General features: G+C 44.3%; 13 protein-coding genes and 1 tRNA gene. 8 read left to right on the forward strand and 6 right to left on the reverse strand.

Annotated features, from left to right (window positions below; all coding sequences use genetic code 11):
• Positions 1-30: 30 nt before the first annotated feature.
• Positions 31-657, reverse strand: a complete 627-nt coding sequence (locus tag AB4027_RS04265; protein WP_368646106.1) for a YitT family protein — start codon at positions 655-657, stop codon at positions 31-33.
• A 614-nt stretch (positions 658-1271) separates the two neighbouring features.
• Between AB4027_RS04265 and AB4027_RS04270 the strand changes: the two genes are divergently transcribed.
• From AB4027_RS04270 to AB4027_RS04290, 5 genes are all read left to right on the forward strand, one after another.
• A tRNA-Arg gene (locus AB4027_RS04270) sits at positions 1272-1345 on the forward strand.
• 156 nt (positions 1346-1501) lie between these two features.
• A complete protein-coding gene (locus AB4027_RS04275; RefSeq protein WP_368646107.1) occupies positions 1502-3007 on the forward strand; it encodes an FAD-dependent monooxygenase in 1506 nt (501 codons plus the stop codon).
• 104 nt (positions 3008-3111) lie between these two features.
• Positions 3112-4908, forward strand: a complete 1797-nt coding sequence (locus tag AB4027_RS04280) for a glycoside hydrolase family 3 protein (protein WP_368646108.1) — start codon at positions 3112-3114, stop codon at positions 4906-4908.
• 991 nt (positions 4909-5899) lie between these two features.
• Entirely contained in the window at positions 5900-6310 is a 411-nt protein-coding gene (locus AB4027_RS04285) for an OsmC family protein (RefSeq protein ID WP_368646109.1), read from the forward strand.
• A 12-nt stretch (positions 6311-6322) separates the two neighbouring features.
• Positions 6323-7108, forward strand: coding sequence for an alpha/beta hydrolase (locus AB4027_RS04290; RefSeq protein WP_368646110.1), 786 nt, complete (start codon positions 6323-6325; stop codon positions 7106-7108).
• Positions 7109-7207: 99 nt separating this feature from the next.
• On the opposite strand, the gene AB4027_RS04295 is transcribed toward AB4027_RS04290, so the two are convergent.
• Positions 7208-8065 (reverse strand): aldo/keto reductase, encoded by an 858-nt coding sequence (locus tag AB4027_RS04295; protein WP_368646111.1) that lies wholly within the window; start codon positions 8063-8065, stop codon positions 7208-7210.
• Positions 8066-8450: 385 nt separating this feature from the next.
• Between AB4027_RS04295 and AB4027_RS04300 the strand changes: the two genes are divergently transcribed.
• Positions 8451-9020, forward strand: coding sequence for a GNAT family N-acetyltransferase (locus AB4027_RS04300; RefSeq protein ID WP_368646112.1), 570 nt, complete (start codon positions 8451-8453; stop codon positions 9018-9020).
• Between the two features lie 35 nt (positions 9021-9055).
• Here AB4027_RS04300 and AB4027_RS04305 read toward each other — a convergent pair whose 3' ends face one another.
• Positions 9056-9424, reverse strand: a complete 369-nt coding sequence (locus tag AB4027_RS04305; RefSeq protein WP_368646113.1) for an ASCH domain-containing protein — start codon at positions 9422-9424, stop codon at positions 9056-9058.
• Between the two features lie 303 nt (positions 9425-9727).
• Complete coding sequence (locus AB4027_RS04310) at positions 9728-10966, reverse strand: aminopeptidase (protein ID WP_368646114.1); 1239 nt, start codon at positions 10964-10966, stop codon at positions 9728-9730.
• A gap of 311 nt (positions 10967-11277) precedes the next feature.
• Between AB4027_RS04310 and AB4027_RS04315 the strand changes: the two genes are divergently transcribed.
• Positions 11278-11820 (forward strand): TetR/AcrR family transcriptional regulator, encoded by a 543-nt coding sequence (locus tag AB4027_RS04315; protein WP_368646115.1) that lies wholly within the window; start codon positions 11278-11280, stop codon positions 11818-11820.
• A gap of 67 nt (positions 11821-11887) precedes the next feature.
• Here the strand turns inward: AB4027_RS04315 and AB4027_RS04320 are convergent, their stop codons facing one another.
• A complete protein-coding gene (locus tag AB4027_RS04320; RefSeq protein ID WP_368646116.1) occupies positions 11888-12733 on the reverse strand; it encodes an aldo/keto reductase in 846 nt (281 codons plus the stop codon).
• A 186-nt stretch (positions 12734-12919) separates the two neighbouring features.
• Positions 12920-13372 carry a flavodoxin gene (locus tag AB4027_RS04325; RefSeq protein WP_368646117.1) on the reverse strand — a complete coding sequence of 151 codons (453 nt, stop codon included), beginning with the start codon at positions 13370-13372 and terminating at the stop codon, positions 12920-12922.
• A 242-nt stretch (positions 13373-13614) separates the two neighbouring features.
• Between AB4027_RS04325 and AB4027_RS04330 the strand changes: the two genes are divergently transcribed.
• Positions 13615-14565, forward strand: a complete 951-nt coding sequence (locus AB4027_RS04330; protein ID WP_368646118.1) for a 2-keto-3-deoxygluconate permease — start codon at positions 13615-13617, stop codon at positions 14563-14565.
• Positions 14566-14841: the final 276 nt, after the last annotated feature.

Genomic DNA, 14841 nt, shown 5'->3' on the forward strand with positions numbered 1-14841 from the left:
ATGATAGGGGACAATGGCTTTTGTGCTGACTTATTTTTTTGATGAATATTTCAATTCTCTGGTATCCAGATCTTTCTTGAAAATATCGCGGAAGAACTGGATGAAGGGGCCCAGGAAGAAAGCAGTAATGACTGTATTGATACCCAAGCTTGCTCCTAAGAAAAAGCCGATGGCAGTCAGGGACACATCGATAATGACACGGGAAAGACGGTAGGATAAGCCGGCTTTTTCAGCTAAGATGATCGGCATCGCATCATACGGTGCGACCCCTTCTTTGGCTTCGATATATAAAGCGGCCCCCATCGATAAGAAAAGAATACCCAGGGCTGATATGAACAGACGGATGGGCAAGTTTTCCAGTGTACCGAAATTAGTGATGATCAATTCAACAAAGACATCAGAAAGGTTACCGACGATAAAGATATTAAAAATCGTTCCAATTCCGATAAGAGCTCTGTTCGCAAAGAAAACATAGATGAGCATCAGAAGACCCGAATACATCAGGAAGAGACCATATTCCATATTCAATAATATAGTGAAACCTAAGTTAAAGGTCGTATAAGGATCGGTTCCCAGACTGGCCAGACGGAAAGTCGTGACCGCCAGGGCGATGAAGATCGTTCCAATCAGGGAATAAGTAATTTTAGTTTTTTTCATATATATATATACCTCATTTATAAAAATTTTGTCCACTAATCATCTTACGGGTAAAGAAAGATAAAGTCAATTTAAAAGAGAGAAATCTAAGAAAACAAACCTCATTTGAAGGGGATTTGGTATATTATTGACACAGCTGAGGCACCTGGTGGAGGAGGATGAATACAGGTGAAGTCTGACAACAGTTATGAATCTGCTAAATGCAGTACAGCATTCCAAATTTTGTCTAAACTTAACAAAACGGCTGAAAAGTGAAGTATAGCGTTCCGAACCATATCTGAACTTGACAAAACAGCCGTAAAATGAAGTTCAGCATCTCAAGTGTCTTCTGAACTCAACAAAAAGTCTGAAAAGTGAAGCTCAGTGTTTCAAATTCTATCTAAACTTAACAAAACAGCCGTAAAATGAAGTTCAGCCGTTGAAACGACTTCCGAACTAAATCTGAGGGCTTCTAATGAGGAAAAATCTGGCAGAGCCAGATTATCATTAGTGATCAAGGTCAATATTAGCCCCTGAAAACCACAAAAGAGTACTCGGACTATCGTATGTCTACCGGTAAAAATTTATGTTAGTCAAAGAAGAGGACTTGTAGTATAATAAAAAAGAACGAATATAGAGCTATAGCTCAATTGAATAGAGCATTTCCCTCCTAAGGAAAAGGCTGCCGGTTTGATTCCGGCTAGCTCTACTACTATACGAAAACACCGGTGATCCGAATCTGGATCACCGGTGTTTTTTCTTGTTTAAGAGGTTATGTTTTGGTGAAGCGACGGGCGATACGTATACTTAAGGTAAAGAAAACTGACCTCGACTGTCTATAGTTATAGAGTAAGGAGCAGATAAAATGACGAAAACCCCCGTACTCATTACTGGTGCCGGACCGACTGGACTGGTGCTGGCTTTAGAACTTGCTTACCACAACGTTCCTTTTAAGATCATCGATAAAGCTAAAGGTCCAGGAGAAACGTCCCGGGCTATGCTGGTGGTACCTAATGTGCTGGAAAGCTACCAGAAGTATGGTCTGGCTCAAACGGTGACACAAGAGGGGATCATACCGGAATTTGCTCATTTTCACAGCAACAACACACGCATCGCTTCCTTACCCTTAGGCATCATGGGCAAGGGCCAGAGCCTTTACTCCTATCTGGTCACCTTTCCACAGGATGAACATGAACAGGTCCTGCTGGATAAGCTGAATGAATTCGGGGTCACGGTGGAATGGGAAAGTGAACTGGTCGGCTTGAAGCAGGTCAAAGAACACTCAGAGGTGACCATCAGGAAAAATGACGCATATCAAACAGAAACGTTCGACTATGTCGTCGGCTGTGACGGCGCATCGAGTCAGGTCCGCAAACAGAGCGGGATCGAGTTCGAAGGCGAGACTTATGAACAGGTCTTTTATGTCCTGGATGCACAAGTGGATGGAAAAATCGTAGAAGATGATGCCGGCAGCTTTTCCTTTATCAAAGATTATTTTGCCTTGTTCTTCCCGTTACGAAACAAAGAAACGACACGGATCATCGGCATGTTCCCACCCGACTTATCCAGAGAAGGCGATTTGAGTTATGAAAGTCTGAAGCCGAGACTGGAAGCAGCCTTTAAAATCAGGATCCTTGAAATGAACTGGTTCTCGGATTACAAGATCCATGCGAGAACGGCCACGCATTTTAGAAAAGATAATCTGTTCCTGGCCGGGGACGCTGCCCATATCCACAGCCCGATCGGCGGCCAGGGAATGAACCTGGGGATCGGTGATGCGGTCAACTTAGGCTGGAAGCTGGCTGAAGTAGTCAACCGAAAAGGCCCTGTAGAGCTGCTGGACACTTATGAAGAAGAGCGGCAAGAGATCGCAAAATTTGTCGTGGCAACCACAGACCGTCTGTTCAGCCTTATCGTTGGAGATAAAACCAGAAGTCTGATGACGCGCCAGCTGCTTATCCCCGTCATTGCCCGCTTAGCTGATGCGTTCGGTCCGATCCAAGACCGCGTGTATACACTATTATCACAGCTATATATTGGATACGAGAAAAGTTCCCTGAGTCAGGGAGAGCGCTCAGAAATAAGTCCGGGACAGAGGCTCCCTTATGTGGACAGCGAACCGTTCGAGTTCATACGTGAATCGGGCTGGCAGCTGCATACCTTTCAGCCTCTGGATCCAGAGCTGAAAGCATTCTGTGACCAGCAGGGAATCAAATGGGTCATGAGAAAATGGACGAACCAGACGAGAGACAAGGGGTATAAAAAGGATCAGAGGCTGCTTGTCCGCCCAGATGGCTATATCGGATGGGCCGGCAGAGATGGGCAGCAGGAAGAGTTTTATACCTATATCAAGAAGTGGCTGACGGAATAAAAAAGTCACAGAAATTTCTCCAGAAAGCTTTGTTTATACCTGAGTTATCTGATATACTAGTATATGAGTAACCGAGATAACAAATTTTGAATGGAGGAATATGAGTGGTAGATTTGAGAGCGAAACCATTTAACCTGGATGATAAAGGTGTCAAGTGGGTAGAAGAGACGATTTCAAACATGTCTTTGGATGAAAAAATCGGACAGTTGTTTGTAAACATGGGCGCGGACCGTTCTGAAGAATACTTGACGGGTGTTATGGATGAGTATCACATCGCAGCCGTACGTTATAATAAAGGGAAAGCATCAGAAGTTTATGATCAGAACAAGATCCTTCAGACTAAGAGTGACATTCCCTTACTGATCGCGGCTAATAAAGAATCAGGCGGAGACGGTGCTGTGACTGACGGAACCAAAGTCGGTGACGAAGTTAAAGTTGCTGCTACCAACGATGTAAACTATGCTTACGAACTGGGACGTATTTCAGGGCTGGAAGCATCAGCTGTTGGATGTAACGCATCCTTTGCACCGATCGTTGACTTGACACGTAACTGGAGAAACCCGATCATCTCAAACCGTACATGGGGTGCTGACGTCCAGCAGACCATCGATTATTCAAAGGAGTACATGCGCGGGATCATGGAGTACGGCATCATGCCATTTGCCAAGCACTTCCCTGGTGACGGTATCGACGAACGTGACCACCACTTGTCTTATGCAAGCAATCCAATGAGCGTGGAAGAGTGGGATGAAACCTTCGGCCGTATCTATAAAGAATTATCAGACGCAGGACTTCCAGGTATCATGGCTGGACATATCCACCTGCCTGAATACGAAAAAGCTCTTCACCCAGAACGTGACGAAAAAGACTTCCTGCCGGCATCACTGAACAAAACATTGCTGACAGAATTATTACGCGACAAATTAGGCTACAACGGCGCGATCGTTACTGACGCCTCTCACATGGTCGGTATGACAGCGGCCATGCCACGACGTGAAATGGTCCCGACTGCCATCGAAGCAGGCTGTGACTTGTTCTTATTTTTCAATGATCCGGATGAAGATTTTCAGTGGATGAAAGAAGGATACGAAAACGGACTCTTGTCTGACGAACGTCTGCATGACGCCCTGCGTCGTACTTTAGGCCTGAAAGCGAAACTTGGCCTGCATAACTATGAAGGAAAGCGCGAAGAGATCATGAAGCCGAAAGAAGAAGCTTTGAGCCTGATCAACACAGAAGAAAGCCAGGCTGTCGTTCGCGAAGTCGCTGACAAAGCGATCACACTGGTCAAAGACGAACAGAAAGACCTGTTCCCAGTCACACCGGAACGCTACAAACGTATTCTTTTAGTTCCTGTTCAAGGTCTGACTGGCGGATTCGGTGCCATGATCGCCGGCAACAAGCCCAAAGCACATGACCACCTGAAGAAAATGCTTGAAGCACGCGGACATGAAGTCTCGATCTGGGAAAACACAGAAGAGCGTATCATGAAACTGCCGGAAAGTGAACGTGCGGGAGCCATCGCGAACGTTTATGCTCAGAAACAGCCGATCTCAAAACTGACTGAAAACTATGATCTGATTATCAATGTTTCTGACGTCAACAGCGGCGGAACGATCCAGCGTACTGTATGGCCGGCTTCTAAAGGAACACCGGACATTCCGTTCTACGTTCATGAAGTGCCGACACTATTCATTTCCGTTCAGAACCCATTCGACCTTGCCGATGTTCCACAAGTTGGCACATACATCAACACGTATGATGGCATGGAAGTCACAATGGAAGAACTGGTCAAGAAACTGGCCGGTGAATCTGAATTCAAAGGCGTAAGTTCAGTGGATGCTTACTGTGGATTATTTGACACAAAAGTCTGGCGTACAAGCACCTACGCTAAAAAATAACTTTCAATGAAATAAGAAGAAGCTTCGCAAAGTCAGTATTGTCTGACTTTGTGGGCTTCTTTTCTGTATGTTGCGGGATCATATATTATCTAACACAAGCACGATGGAAACGAAAAAGATAGCGAATCAGTTAGGCGCTTTTTGAGGTGAAGTCAGACCGATGATCCGTCAAACGATGACCGAAAAGACAAGAGGCGTCTGAAAGGTAAAATAACCTAGCTTGACCCAAAAGATCGTGCTAATACCTTGCTACATACTTTTGCTTTGGCAAGCAGTTGTTTTTCATTATGGATTTCTTTTCTAAACGTTTACAAATATACCGATATCAGATTATCTGGAAAACTACGAACAAAAAACAGATAACTCTATTCTTTTTTAATGATTCGGTAGTTAGAAGGTTTATTTTCTCCCAAAGTGCCGAAGATACAGATGTTCGGCCAGTTGAGTCAGCCACTTTGATCCTAACTGCCGAAGTTAGGGCACCTTCGACACTTTCAAACTTTATTCAGGCAGCTAGTTACCGAATGGAGCCAAGTTCGGTAATTAGCTCACGAATCAACTTTTCAACCTACCGAACTCATATCAATATCGACACTTAGGAGAAAACGTCAGCCTCCTACTTACCGAACTTTCCCATATTCGACACTTAGCGAAAAGGAAGAGACTTTAAAGTGTCGAACTGCCGCATGAATATGCCAACACAACATGTTCTGACATAGTTTATGTCCGCAAAAACAATTTAGCCCAAAGTTTAGAAGGATCATACTCGCCAGCCAGCGAGTATGAACAGCCTTAAAGAACGTAAAGAACGCAAAGAATGTGAAGAAACTGATTTGCGATTCAGCTTGGAAGAACTGCTTATGCCTAAGGTGCTGTAGTCACAGATGCAACTTTTGCTAACCAAGTCTAAAGCATTTTTCTTATGCAAGTAGAGTGAAGCGTATGCTATACTTAAGTAAGCGATAAAGTTCAAAGAATGGAGTGGTTAGAAATGAAAGTATCAACAAATTGGGAAGGCGAAATGGCCTATACAATGACGAATCAGCGGGGAAAAACGATGCATCTTGATCCAAACGGTGATGGGGTTTCTCCAATGGAATCTGTACTTGGCGGACTGGCCGGGTGCATGGGCATCGATATCGTAATGGTACTGAAACCTTATCAGGATAAAATCAAGCGTCTGGAGATCGATACGGACGGCGAACGCAATGACGAAGCACCAAAATACTTTAAGTCCATTCACATCACGATCAATATAGACGGGGATATCCCGGCAAGCCGTGTCTGGCGTGCTGTCAACTTGAGTGACCAGAAATACTGTTCCGTAGCCAACTCACTGAATGCCGACCTGAGCTACACTGTCGTTTTGAACGGCGAAGAAGTGGAAGACCCTAAAAAATAAGGAGCTGAATCTATGGCGACACTCACTACGACTTTTCAATCTGAACAGCTGCAGCGGAACGTGACATTCAAAGCGATCATCCCGACATCGACAAAATCTCTTTACGACTATGAGACGAAGGCGCAAGTCAAGCCGGAAGGATTTCGGACGCTGTACCTGCTGAACGGCTGGAACGGCAATCACGAAGACTGGATCATCAACTCGACCATCGTTAAGCTGGCCGACCAGTACAATCTGGCGGTCATCATGCCGGCCGGCGAGAACAGTTTCTATGTCGATCATGTGGATGGCTCAAACTACGGCAAATTTATTGGCGAAGAACTGGTCAATGTCACCCGTAATTTATTTCCGCTATCGACTAAACGTGACGACACTTTTATCGGCGGCCTATCGATGGGCGGATATGGGGCTTTGAGGAACGGCTATGTGTATAACCAGACTTTCGGTAAGATCATCGGCTTATCGAGCAGCGTCCTGCACAAAAATGATCAGGTGCACGACTTGTCTGAAGAAAATGCCATTAACACGAAACTGAAATACATCATTCAAAGCGACGTATGGGATGAGATGGCCGAGAAGCTGGATATCTATGAAATGATCCAACATGCCGACAAGAAGCCTGACTTGTTTCTGGCTATCGGCACAGAGGACTTCCTTTATGAAGAAAATAAACTCCTGCATGAGTGGCTGGAAAAAGAGGATATCGCGCACGACTACATCGAAGCGCCCGGCGAGCATAACTGGAAATTCTGGGAAACAACGATCAGACAGGCGCTCGAATGGATCTACGGAAAATAAAACTTCTTTAAAGTAGAACCTCGCATGATCTGGACATTAAACAAGAAGCTATAGAAAAAGCCGGTTCCCCGATTTAATGGGACCGGCTTTTAACTTACCTTAGTTCAACTCATTGACTTCCTTGATCTCGTCCTCTGTTAATGAAAAGTCGAAAAGTTCGGCATTGTCTCTGATATGTTCCTTGTTTCCTGAACGGGGAATAGGGATCGTACCGACTTCGATGGTCCAGCGCAAAGCGATCTGTTCGGGTGTTTTGTGATACTTTTTCGCCAGTTTCCTGATCACGTCACTGTCAAGCTTTCCTCTTTTGATCGGGGAATAAGCCATGATGAAGATGTTTCGGCTTTCACAGTACTTTTTCGTTTCCCAGTCGACAGTTCCCGGCGCGAACTTGACCTGATTGATGACGGGCTTGACCGCTGCATTTTCCAGTAATGGCCCGAGATTATCCGGTGTAAAATTGGATACGCCGATCGATTTGACTTTTCCGGATTCAAGGACCGCTTCCAATCCTTTCCAGGTATCTATATTGACAGCGTCGTCATCGTCCGGGGCATGTATGATAAGTAAATCAAGATAGTCGAGATTCAATCTCTCAAGACTTTCTTCTAAGGATGTTCTGACACCCTCCACACTCATATCTTCACGTTCTACTTTAGTCAGCACGAACAGATCTTCACGCTTGATCGACTCGTTAAGCGCGGTATGGATGCCTTTGCCCACGTCCGTTTCATTGCCATAATTGGGAGACGTATCAACAAAACGATAACCCTGTTCCAGTGCATAAGCAACGGATTCTTCAGCTTCCCGCCCTTTCAGCCCGGCTGTCCCGAACCCCATCAAAGGTATCCTATTGCCATCATTCAATTTTAAAGAATCGGTAAATGACTTGCCCATATTCAGTAAACCACCTTGGTTAGATAGTTTCAGTTTAATGAAAGCGATAACAATTTTCAAAGTTTAAGCCCTGATTACGTGTAAGCATCAGCATTTACAAAGGCGTATGAAGTGACCGGAAAGAGGAACAGGTCTTTTTTTAAAGAATAAAGGACTAGGAGATGTCTGAAAATTAACTGAGCATACTGATTCCAGACAAAATGATAAGTACTTGATTATAGAAAGGCGGCTTCGTAAATTAATAGCATGCAGAAAAGACTTTGGATATATGTTTTCCCGATCGATTTGACTTTCGGACAAAATAGGCGCAGACTCACGGTGATGTGACCAGTGACCAGTGACCAGGCAGGCGATGAATGGTACGAAAGTTGAAGTAAAGGAAGCTATATACTATTGAACCAGCTAACATAACCGGAACCATTCCTTTAAGGAGGCGATCGATCATATGCATCTAACACCTATTGCACATCTTGAAAATAAATATATTAGAAATATGAAACGGCTCAACAAACAGGCTTTTCCCAAAAGTGAACGCATTCCTTTCGACCAGCTCATGGATCTATCCAACTCGAATAATTTTGACTTTCTGGCGATCAAAAATGGCGAAACGTTTATAGGGCATTATCTCATAGCTAAAAACCCGGACACTGTTTACATCTTTTTCTTTGCGGTCACTAAGAAGCAGCGTTCAAAAGGATATGACAGACAAATTATCGATGCAATAAAGGAATATTATCCGCACCAGCAGATCGTTCTAGATATGGTGGAAGTGGATGAAGCTGAACCGCATGCCGGTCAACTGAAAACGAAAATAGGATTTTACAAACAGAACGGATTTCATGAAACAGGATATGACCTTTCATATGCTGGGATGAAGTTTGAACTGCTATGCAGTAAAAAAGCTTTTGATAAAGACAGCTTTTTGGCTTTGTTAACTGAGATAAAGCCGATAATCAATACGATTAAACCGGAAACGTTCGAACCCGAACTTTCAGTAAAACTATCCGAAAAATAAACAAAAAAGCTGCCCGCGAAGGCAGCTTTTTCTGATCAGTCAGTTTCATGCTTCTCGATGGTGATGGCGAGCGTTCCCCATTCCTGTTCTTTTTCAGGAGAGTAGATCGTGTACGTTTTTTCCAGCATCTCTTCAAGAGATGAATCCGTGGATCCCATCGCTTCTTTCGGAATGGTTTGATACATTTCTTTAAAAGTTGGGAAGCGGGTCAGATCCTTGATGCGAACGGTCACGTCTTCAAGCGGATTGGTCAACTTGTTGAAAGTGATCAGATCACCGATTTTGAGATTGCGACGTTTTCGGTCATACAAACGAACCTCGACGATTTTTTCACCGGAAGCAACTAATTGAAAAGGCCTGTCATAAAGCCCCATAAAATAATGCATACAGATTATTCCTTTCATAAAAAATTCCCCTAAAGAAGTCAGGGGAATTTTTCAGCGTTAATTTTTTAATGTCTTGTACGAATCTAGTGTGAAGAGATTCGCATCCTTAATTTTGTCTAGCAAATTAAGTTTGACTGGAACGAAAGGGAACCACGGTCGCTTTGCTCCCCTGGTACTGTTCTCCTACGCATGAAACATGCTAGGGGAACAGCAATTTTTCGTGAGTGTCAACCGAACTTAAATTACTTTTTGGTGAGGTTCTAGTCATTCATGATGTAGAACCGCAGTACGAATCGATTGTAAAGAGATTCGCGACACGTTTTATGCCCAGGCGCCTTTGCGGAAGACTGGGACACGGGAGCCGTCTTCACGGATGCCGTCGATGTCCATCTGGTCGGAACCGATCATGAAGTCGACGTGAACGTCAGAACGGTTCAAGCCCGCTTCTTTCAATTCGTCTTCAGACATTTCTGTTCCGCCTTCCAGGTTGAATGCGTAAGCAGAACCCAGAGCCAGATGGTTTGAAGCATTCTCGTCAAATAAAGTATTGAAGAAAGTCAAACCAGACTGTGAGATAGGGGAGGCATCAGGGACTAAAGCCACTTCGCCTAAACGTGCAGCACCTTCGTCGGTTTTGATCAATTCCTTGATGACGTCTTCACCTTTTTCAGCTTTAACGTCAACGACTTTACCGTCTTTGAAGTGGAACTCCATGCCTTCGATGATATTGCCGGCATAACTTAAAGGCTTGGTCGATACAACGACACCGTCGACACGGTTGGCATCGGGAGCACTGAAGACTTCTTCAGTCGGCATGTTGGCCATGAAGCGTTCGCCGCGCGCGTTCAAGCTTCCGGCACCTTCCCATCGGTGCCCTTTAGGCAAGCCGACGGTCAGGTCTGTTCCTGGAGCAGTGTAGTGCAATGCAACGAACTGTTCTTTGTTCAATTCGTCAGCTTTGGATTCAAGAGTTTTGTCCTTGTTTTCCCAAGTGGAAACAGGATCTTCGTCATACAAGTGGATCGCCTTGAAGATAGCATCCCATAAGGCATCGACACGTTCTTCAGCTGTATCGAGTTCTGGGAAGACTTTCTCTGCCCATTTTTCTCCTGAGGCAGCAGCAACGACCCAGCTGACTTTATTTGACTGAGTGGCTTTACGCATAGCAGAAAAGGCCTTGCCTCTTGCTTTTTGAGCAGCAGCGATCTTCTTGTTGTCTAGTCCTTTTAATGAATCCGGGTCAGATGAACGCACGCTGATACGGCTGGCACCTTTTTCAATGTGATCTAAAGATTCGTCGACTTTGTACTGTTCAACCGTAGCCACGACGTCTTCAGGGGCATGTTTGAAAGTAGAACGAGTGACTTGATCGTCTGTCCACTTCACGATCACTTCTTTGGCGCCTCTTTCATAAGCCGCTTCCGTGATCAGACGAGCCAGGGGAGCCTGGTCCACATCGACGCTCAATACAACTGTATGACCGTCAGAAACATTTACACCAGTTGATACAAGCAACTCAGCATATTTTTTCAGGTTTTCTTCGAAATTTGGTAATACCATTAGTTTTCCTCCTACGATTTTTCATTACTTTATAATATTAGCACAGATGACAGTATGTCACAATCAGAATAATTCATCAAATTTTAATACTCAATGTTTTGTAAACTGACAGGATGAACGGGATTGTTTTTTTTTTACAAAGATAGTCAGTTTTCACAATCTATGTAAGCGTTAGTATATGAACATCTTTTTGAACCCTTTCTTGAATTTGTTCAACATGTTATACTATTATTCATAGCACTAGGATTATATTATTATAATACTGATATATAAGTAAGGAAGTGAAGGATGTGCCCCGCAAAAGGAAAATTATGAAAGAACATATTCTTGATGCCGCTTTAGAACTAATGAAAGATGAAGGGTTTGAGAATTTTACCGCAAGACGCATTGCCGAATACTTGAATGCTTCAACTCAGCCTATCTATAAAGAGTTTCAGAATATGGATGATCTGAGAGAAAATTTGCTTGAATATGTAAAAGAGATCATTCACGAGAACATATTTAAAGTGACGACCGATAATGGAAATTTGATCGATGTCTGTGCCAACTATATACGTTTTGCCAAGGAAGAGGGAACCCTTTTCTGCGCTTTATTTATGGGTAGAGACCGCCCGGCCCGTACATTACACGAGTGTGCTTTGAATTCATTGAATGATCTGATGAAACAGATGAATGAGCTTGATGATTATGAGGAAAGAAAAGCTTTTCTGGATATTGTCTGGCCGTCGATCCACGGCACAGCTGTGCTGACCGCACAGGGTCAGTTCGATTTTGACGATAAAACGATCGATGAAAAAGCTCATCATATCGTGACGCATTCGCTGGCTGTCTGGAAAGAATCAAAAGTAGCCTAGAGAACCACAATTAGAAAAGACTTGACTAAGAGGTGTGAAACCTTTTAGTCAAGTCTTTTTGCATTCTTTAAAAGGTGATGGTGTCGGGATCCGTGGCTGAACCGGCTCGACCGGTCATGCCGTCGATGATCTTCATGTCTGCGTCGCTGATTTCAAAATCAAAAATATCTGCGTTCTCCCAGACGCGTTCTTTCGTGACGGTCTTAGGCAGCGGCAGGAAATCGTGCTGCAGGCTCCAGCGCAGGACCAGCTGGGCGATGGACTTATCATACTTTTCAGCCAGATCTTTCAGCTCATCGATGTCGAAAATCTTCCCTGTGCCCAGTGGGCTGTATGCTTCATTGATGATGTTATGCTCAGTGTTGTAATTGACCACTTCCGGTTGCATTTCACTTGGATTGAGCAGTATCTGGTTCACTGCCGGCTTGATGTTCGCCGTTTCAAGTAAGGCATCCAGATGATGAGGCTGGAAGTTGGATACACCAAGCGTTTTGACTTTACCTTTGGCCACGAATTCCTCCATGGCTTTCCAGCTTTCAGCGTTCGCTTCTTTCCAGTTATCACGGAAGTATTTAGGATTTGGCCAGTGGATCAGGACAAGATCGATGTAATCCGTATCCAGTTTACGCAGCGAGTCGTTCAAGGCTTCCACGGTATTGTCGTAGCCGTGTTTCTTATTATGCAGTTTGGTCGTCAGGAAAATCTCTTCCCGCTTCACACCGCTTTCTTTGATGGCTTCGCCAACTTCTTCTTCGTTATTGTAGCCCTGGGCTGTATCGATATGACGATAACCGGCTTCCAGAGCCCAAAGGACAGACTGTTTGGCTTCATTGTCTTTGGCCTGCCAGGTCCCGAAACCGACTTTTGGAATGGTCAATCCGTTGTTCATCTGATACCCATCTGTTAATGACATGTGTGCATTCCCACTTTCAACAGTATTTTTTTCTTCTATCAAAAGTATAGCGATAGAAGAAAGCGAATGCCAATATAAGTACTCAAAAAAAGCAGTGAAAGAGGGAGTCGTCACTCAACAATACACAATTGCCGGTGACAAGCATCCTTCATTCACTGCTCGTTTTTCATTTTATTAACCCGGACTCTACTGATTTTCGTGAGCACTGATCAGTTTAGCTGCAAGGGCCTTGAGGTTTTCAATGTCTTCATCTTCGGGATTCAAGTTTACTTTTACGTTTTCGGCTCCTTTAGTGGCACCCGTCTTTTCAAACTGCTCGTCAAAGTCATCGACCGATTTACAGTACTTTTCATAAAATGTATCGCCAGAACCAAAGTTACCGTAAATCTTTCCTGTCAAATCGACATCCTCGAGTTCTTCATAGAAGTCAACGATTTCATCCGGCAAATCTGCATCCGTTCCATAGGTGTAAGTACCAACGACTGTGATGTCGACATTTTTAAAGTCTTCCGGATCAGCAAAAACACTTTCGACGAGTTCAACCTCGGCTCCCAGTTCCTGGAAAGCTTCTACTAATATCTCCGCGCATTCTTCAGTATTCCCTGTCAGACTTGCATAAACGATCATTACACTAGGCATAGCTTGATATCCTTCTTTCTCTATATAATATGATTGCTCATTTCAAAGTAAAGCTTGTCTAAAAAAGAATACCATTTAAATGTATAAGATTCAACGGAGGACACAGATACAAATCATAGAAATTAAAAGAATAATAGTGTAATCAGCTTATAAAAACAGGTATACTAGTAAATATAGAAGGTTTTTCTTAATGTAACGACAGACGTTCATTGTAGAACAAACAAAGTTTAGGAGAATGTTTTATGTTAGCAAAAATCCGCCGCATCCCGGCCGGAACGTTTTTAGTGCCGCTCATTTTGAGTATGATCACCTACACGATCTGGCCAGATCTGTTTATGATCGGGGGATTGACACAAGCGCTGTTTTCTGGCCAGAGTGTCGGATTCATTGCAGCCATCCTGACCTTTTTCTCAGGCACATTGATCGATGTCAAGCAGCTGGGTAATCTGATCAAACGTCAAGGGCTCCTGTTTCTCTATAAAGCGGTCTTCAGCATGCTTCTGGCCTGGGGTTATATCCTCTTGTTTGGGCAGGAAGGGATCCTGGGCATCAGCGGACTGGCGTTTGCCTCCACGATCACCAGTGTGAATACAGCGATCTATCTGCTCACTGCAAAAAGTTACGGCACCAAACTGGACACAGGGGCATATGGCTTGTTCGGTATATTGAGTCTGCCGGTGCTGCCAATCATTTTATACAGTCTGCTGTACTCGGGTGGAGGTTCGGCTATCGATCTGACTCCGGTGTTTTCTATCCTGATCCCTTTGATTTTAGGCGTGATCCTGGGGAACCTGGACGAGGATTTCACAGAATTGTTTGCTCCTGGGATCAGTGCCATCCTGCCGTTTCTCGGCTGGAATGTCGGTCAGGGCGTCAATCTGATCGAGGCGATCCGTTCAGGGTTGCCCGGACTGCTGCTGACGGCCTTTTTCATTCTGACCATGTCGACACTGATCATTCTGGATAAAAACATCCTGAAAAATGACGGATTATATGGGATGGCACTGATGACCGTTGCCGGTCTATCGACGTCATCACCCGCCATCGTGGCTGCAACGTTCCCGCAAGTCGAGCAATATGTGTCAGGGGCAACGACCCAGGTTCTTCTGGTCTCAGTCCTGACGAGTGTCGGTATGCCGATCATCATCGCCAGAGTCGCACGCAGGATGAACAAGAAGACCAATCGCTTGTAAGTGATAAAAGTAAAACGACCCGCTTTGACCCTGCGAAAAATTGCTGTGAAACTTACATGTCTCATGTTTAGTTTCACAGTACCAGGGGAGCATAGCGACCGTGGTTACCTTTTAATCTGTAGCAATGTTCCTTGGCAGTCACATTGTATTGAGGCTCTAGGAAATAATTAAGAGCCTCAACAAATGAGCAGCTTGCGCGCAATTGCCATGATTGTTGTGGCTTCAGCCACTTACAAGCATAGTATGCGAGGAGCTCTTACGTAGCTGGGTACAGTC

The organism is Alkalibacterium putridalgicola, from assembly GCF_040959045.1.
Taxonomy (GTDB): Bacteria; Bacillota; Bacilli; order Lactobacillales; family Carnobacteriaceae_A; genus Alkalibacterium; species Alkalibacterium putridalgicola.

Excerpts from the sequence above, each read along its gene's own strand:
- AB4027_RS04265 (WP_368646106.1), bottom strand. The coding sequence starts at position 657 with ATGAAAAAAACTAAAATTACTTATTCCCTGATTGGAACGATCTTCATC.
- AB4027_RS04275 (WP_368646107.1), top strand. The coding sequence starts at position 1,502 with ATGACGAAAACCCCCGTACTCATTACTGGTGCCGGACCGACTGGACTG.
- AB4027_RS04285 (WP_368646109.1), top strand. The coding sequence starts at position 5,900 with ATGAAAGTATCAACAAATTGGGAAGGCGAAATGGCCTATACAATGACG.
- AB4027_RS04290 (WP_368646110.1), top strand. The coding sequence starts at position 6,323 with ATGGCGACACTCACTACGACTTTTCAATCTGAACAGCTGCAGCGGAAC.
- AB4027_RS04300 (WP_368646112.1), top strand. The coding sequence starts at position 8,451 with ATGCATCTAACACCTATTGCACATCTTGAAAATAAATATATTAGAAAT.
- AB4027_RS04305 (WP_368646113.1), bottom strand. The coding sequence starts at position 9,424 with ATGAAAGGAATAATCTGTATGCATTATTTTATGGGGCTTTATGACAGG.
- AB4027_RS04310 (WP_368646114.1), bottom strand. The coding sequence starts at position 10,966 with ATGGTATTACCAAATTTCGAAGAAAACCTGAAAAAATATGCTGAGTTG.
- AB4027_RS04315 (WP_368646115.1), top strand. The coding sequence starts at position 11,278 with ATGAAAGAACATATTCTTGATGCCGCTTTAGAACTAATGAAAGATGAA.
- AB4027_RS04320 (WP_368646116.1), bottom strand. The coding sequence starts at position 12,733 with ATGTCATTAACAGATGGGTATCAGATGAACAACGGATTGACCATTCCA.
- AB4027_RS04325 (WP_368646117.1), bottom strand. The coding sequence starts at position 13,372 with ATGCCTAGTGTAATGATCGTTTATGCAAGTCTGACAGGGAATACTGAA.
- AB4027_RS04330 (WP_368646118.1), top strand. The coding sequence starts at position 13,615 with ATGTTAGCAAAAATCCGCCGCATCCCGGCCGGAACGTTTTTAGTGCCG.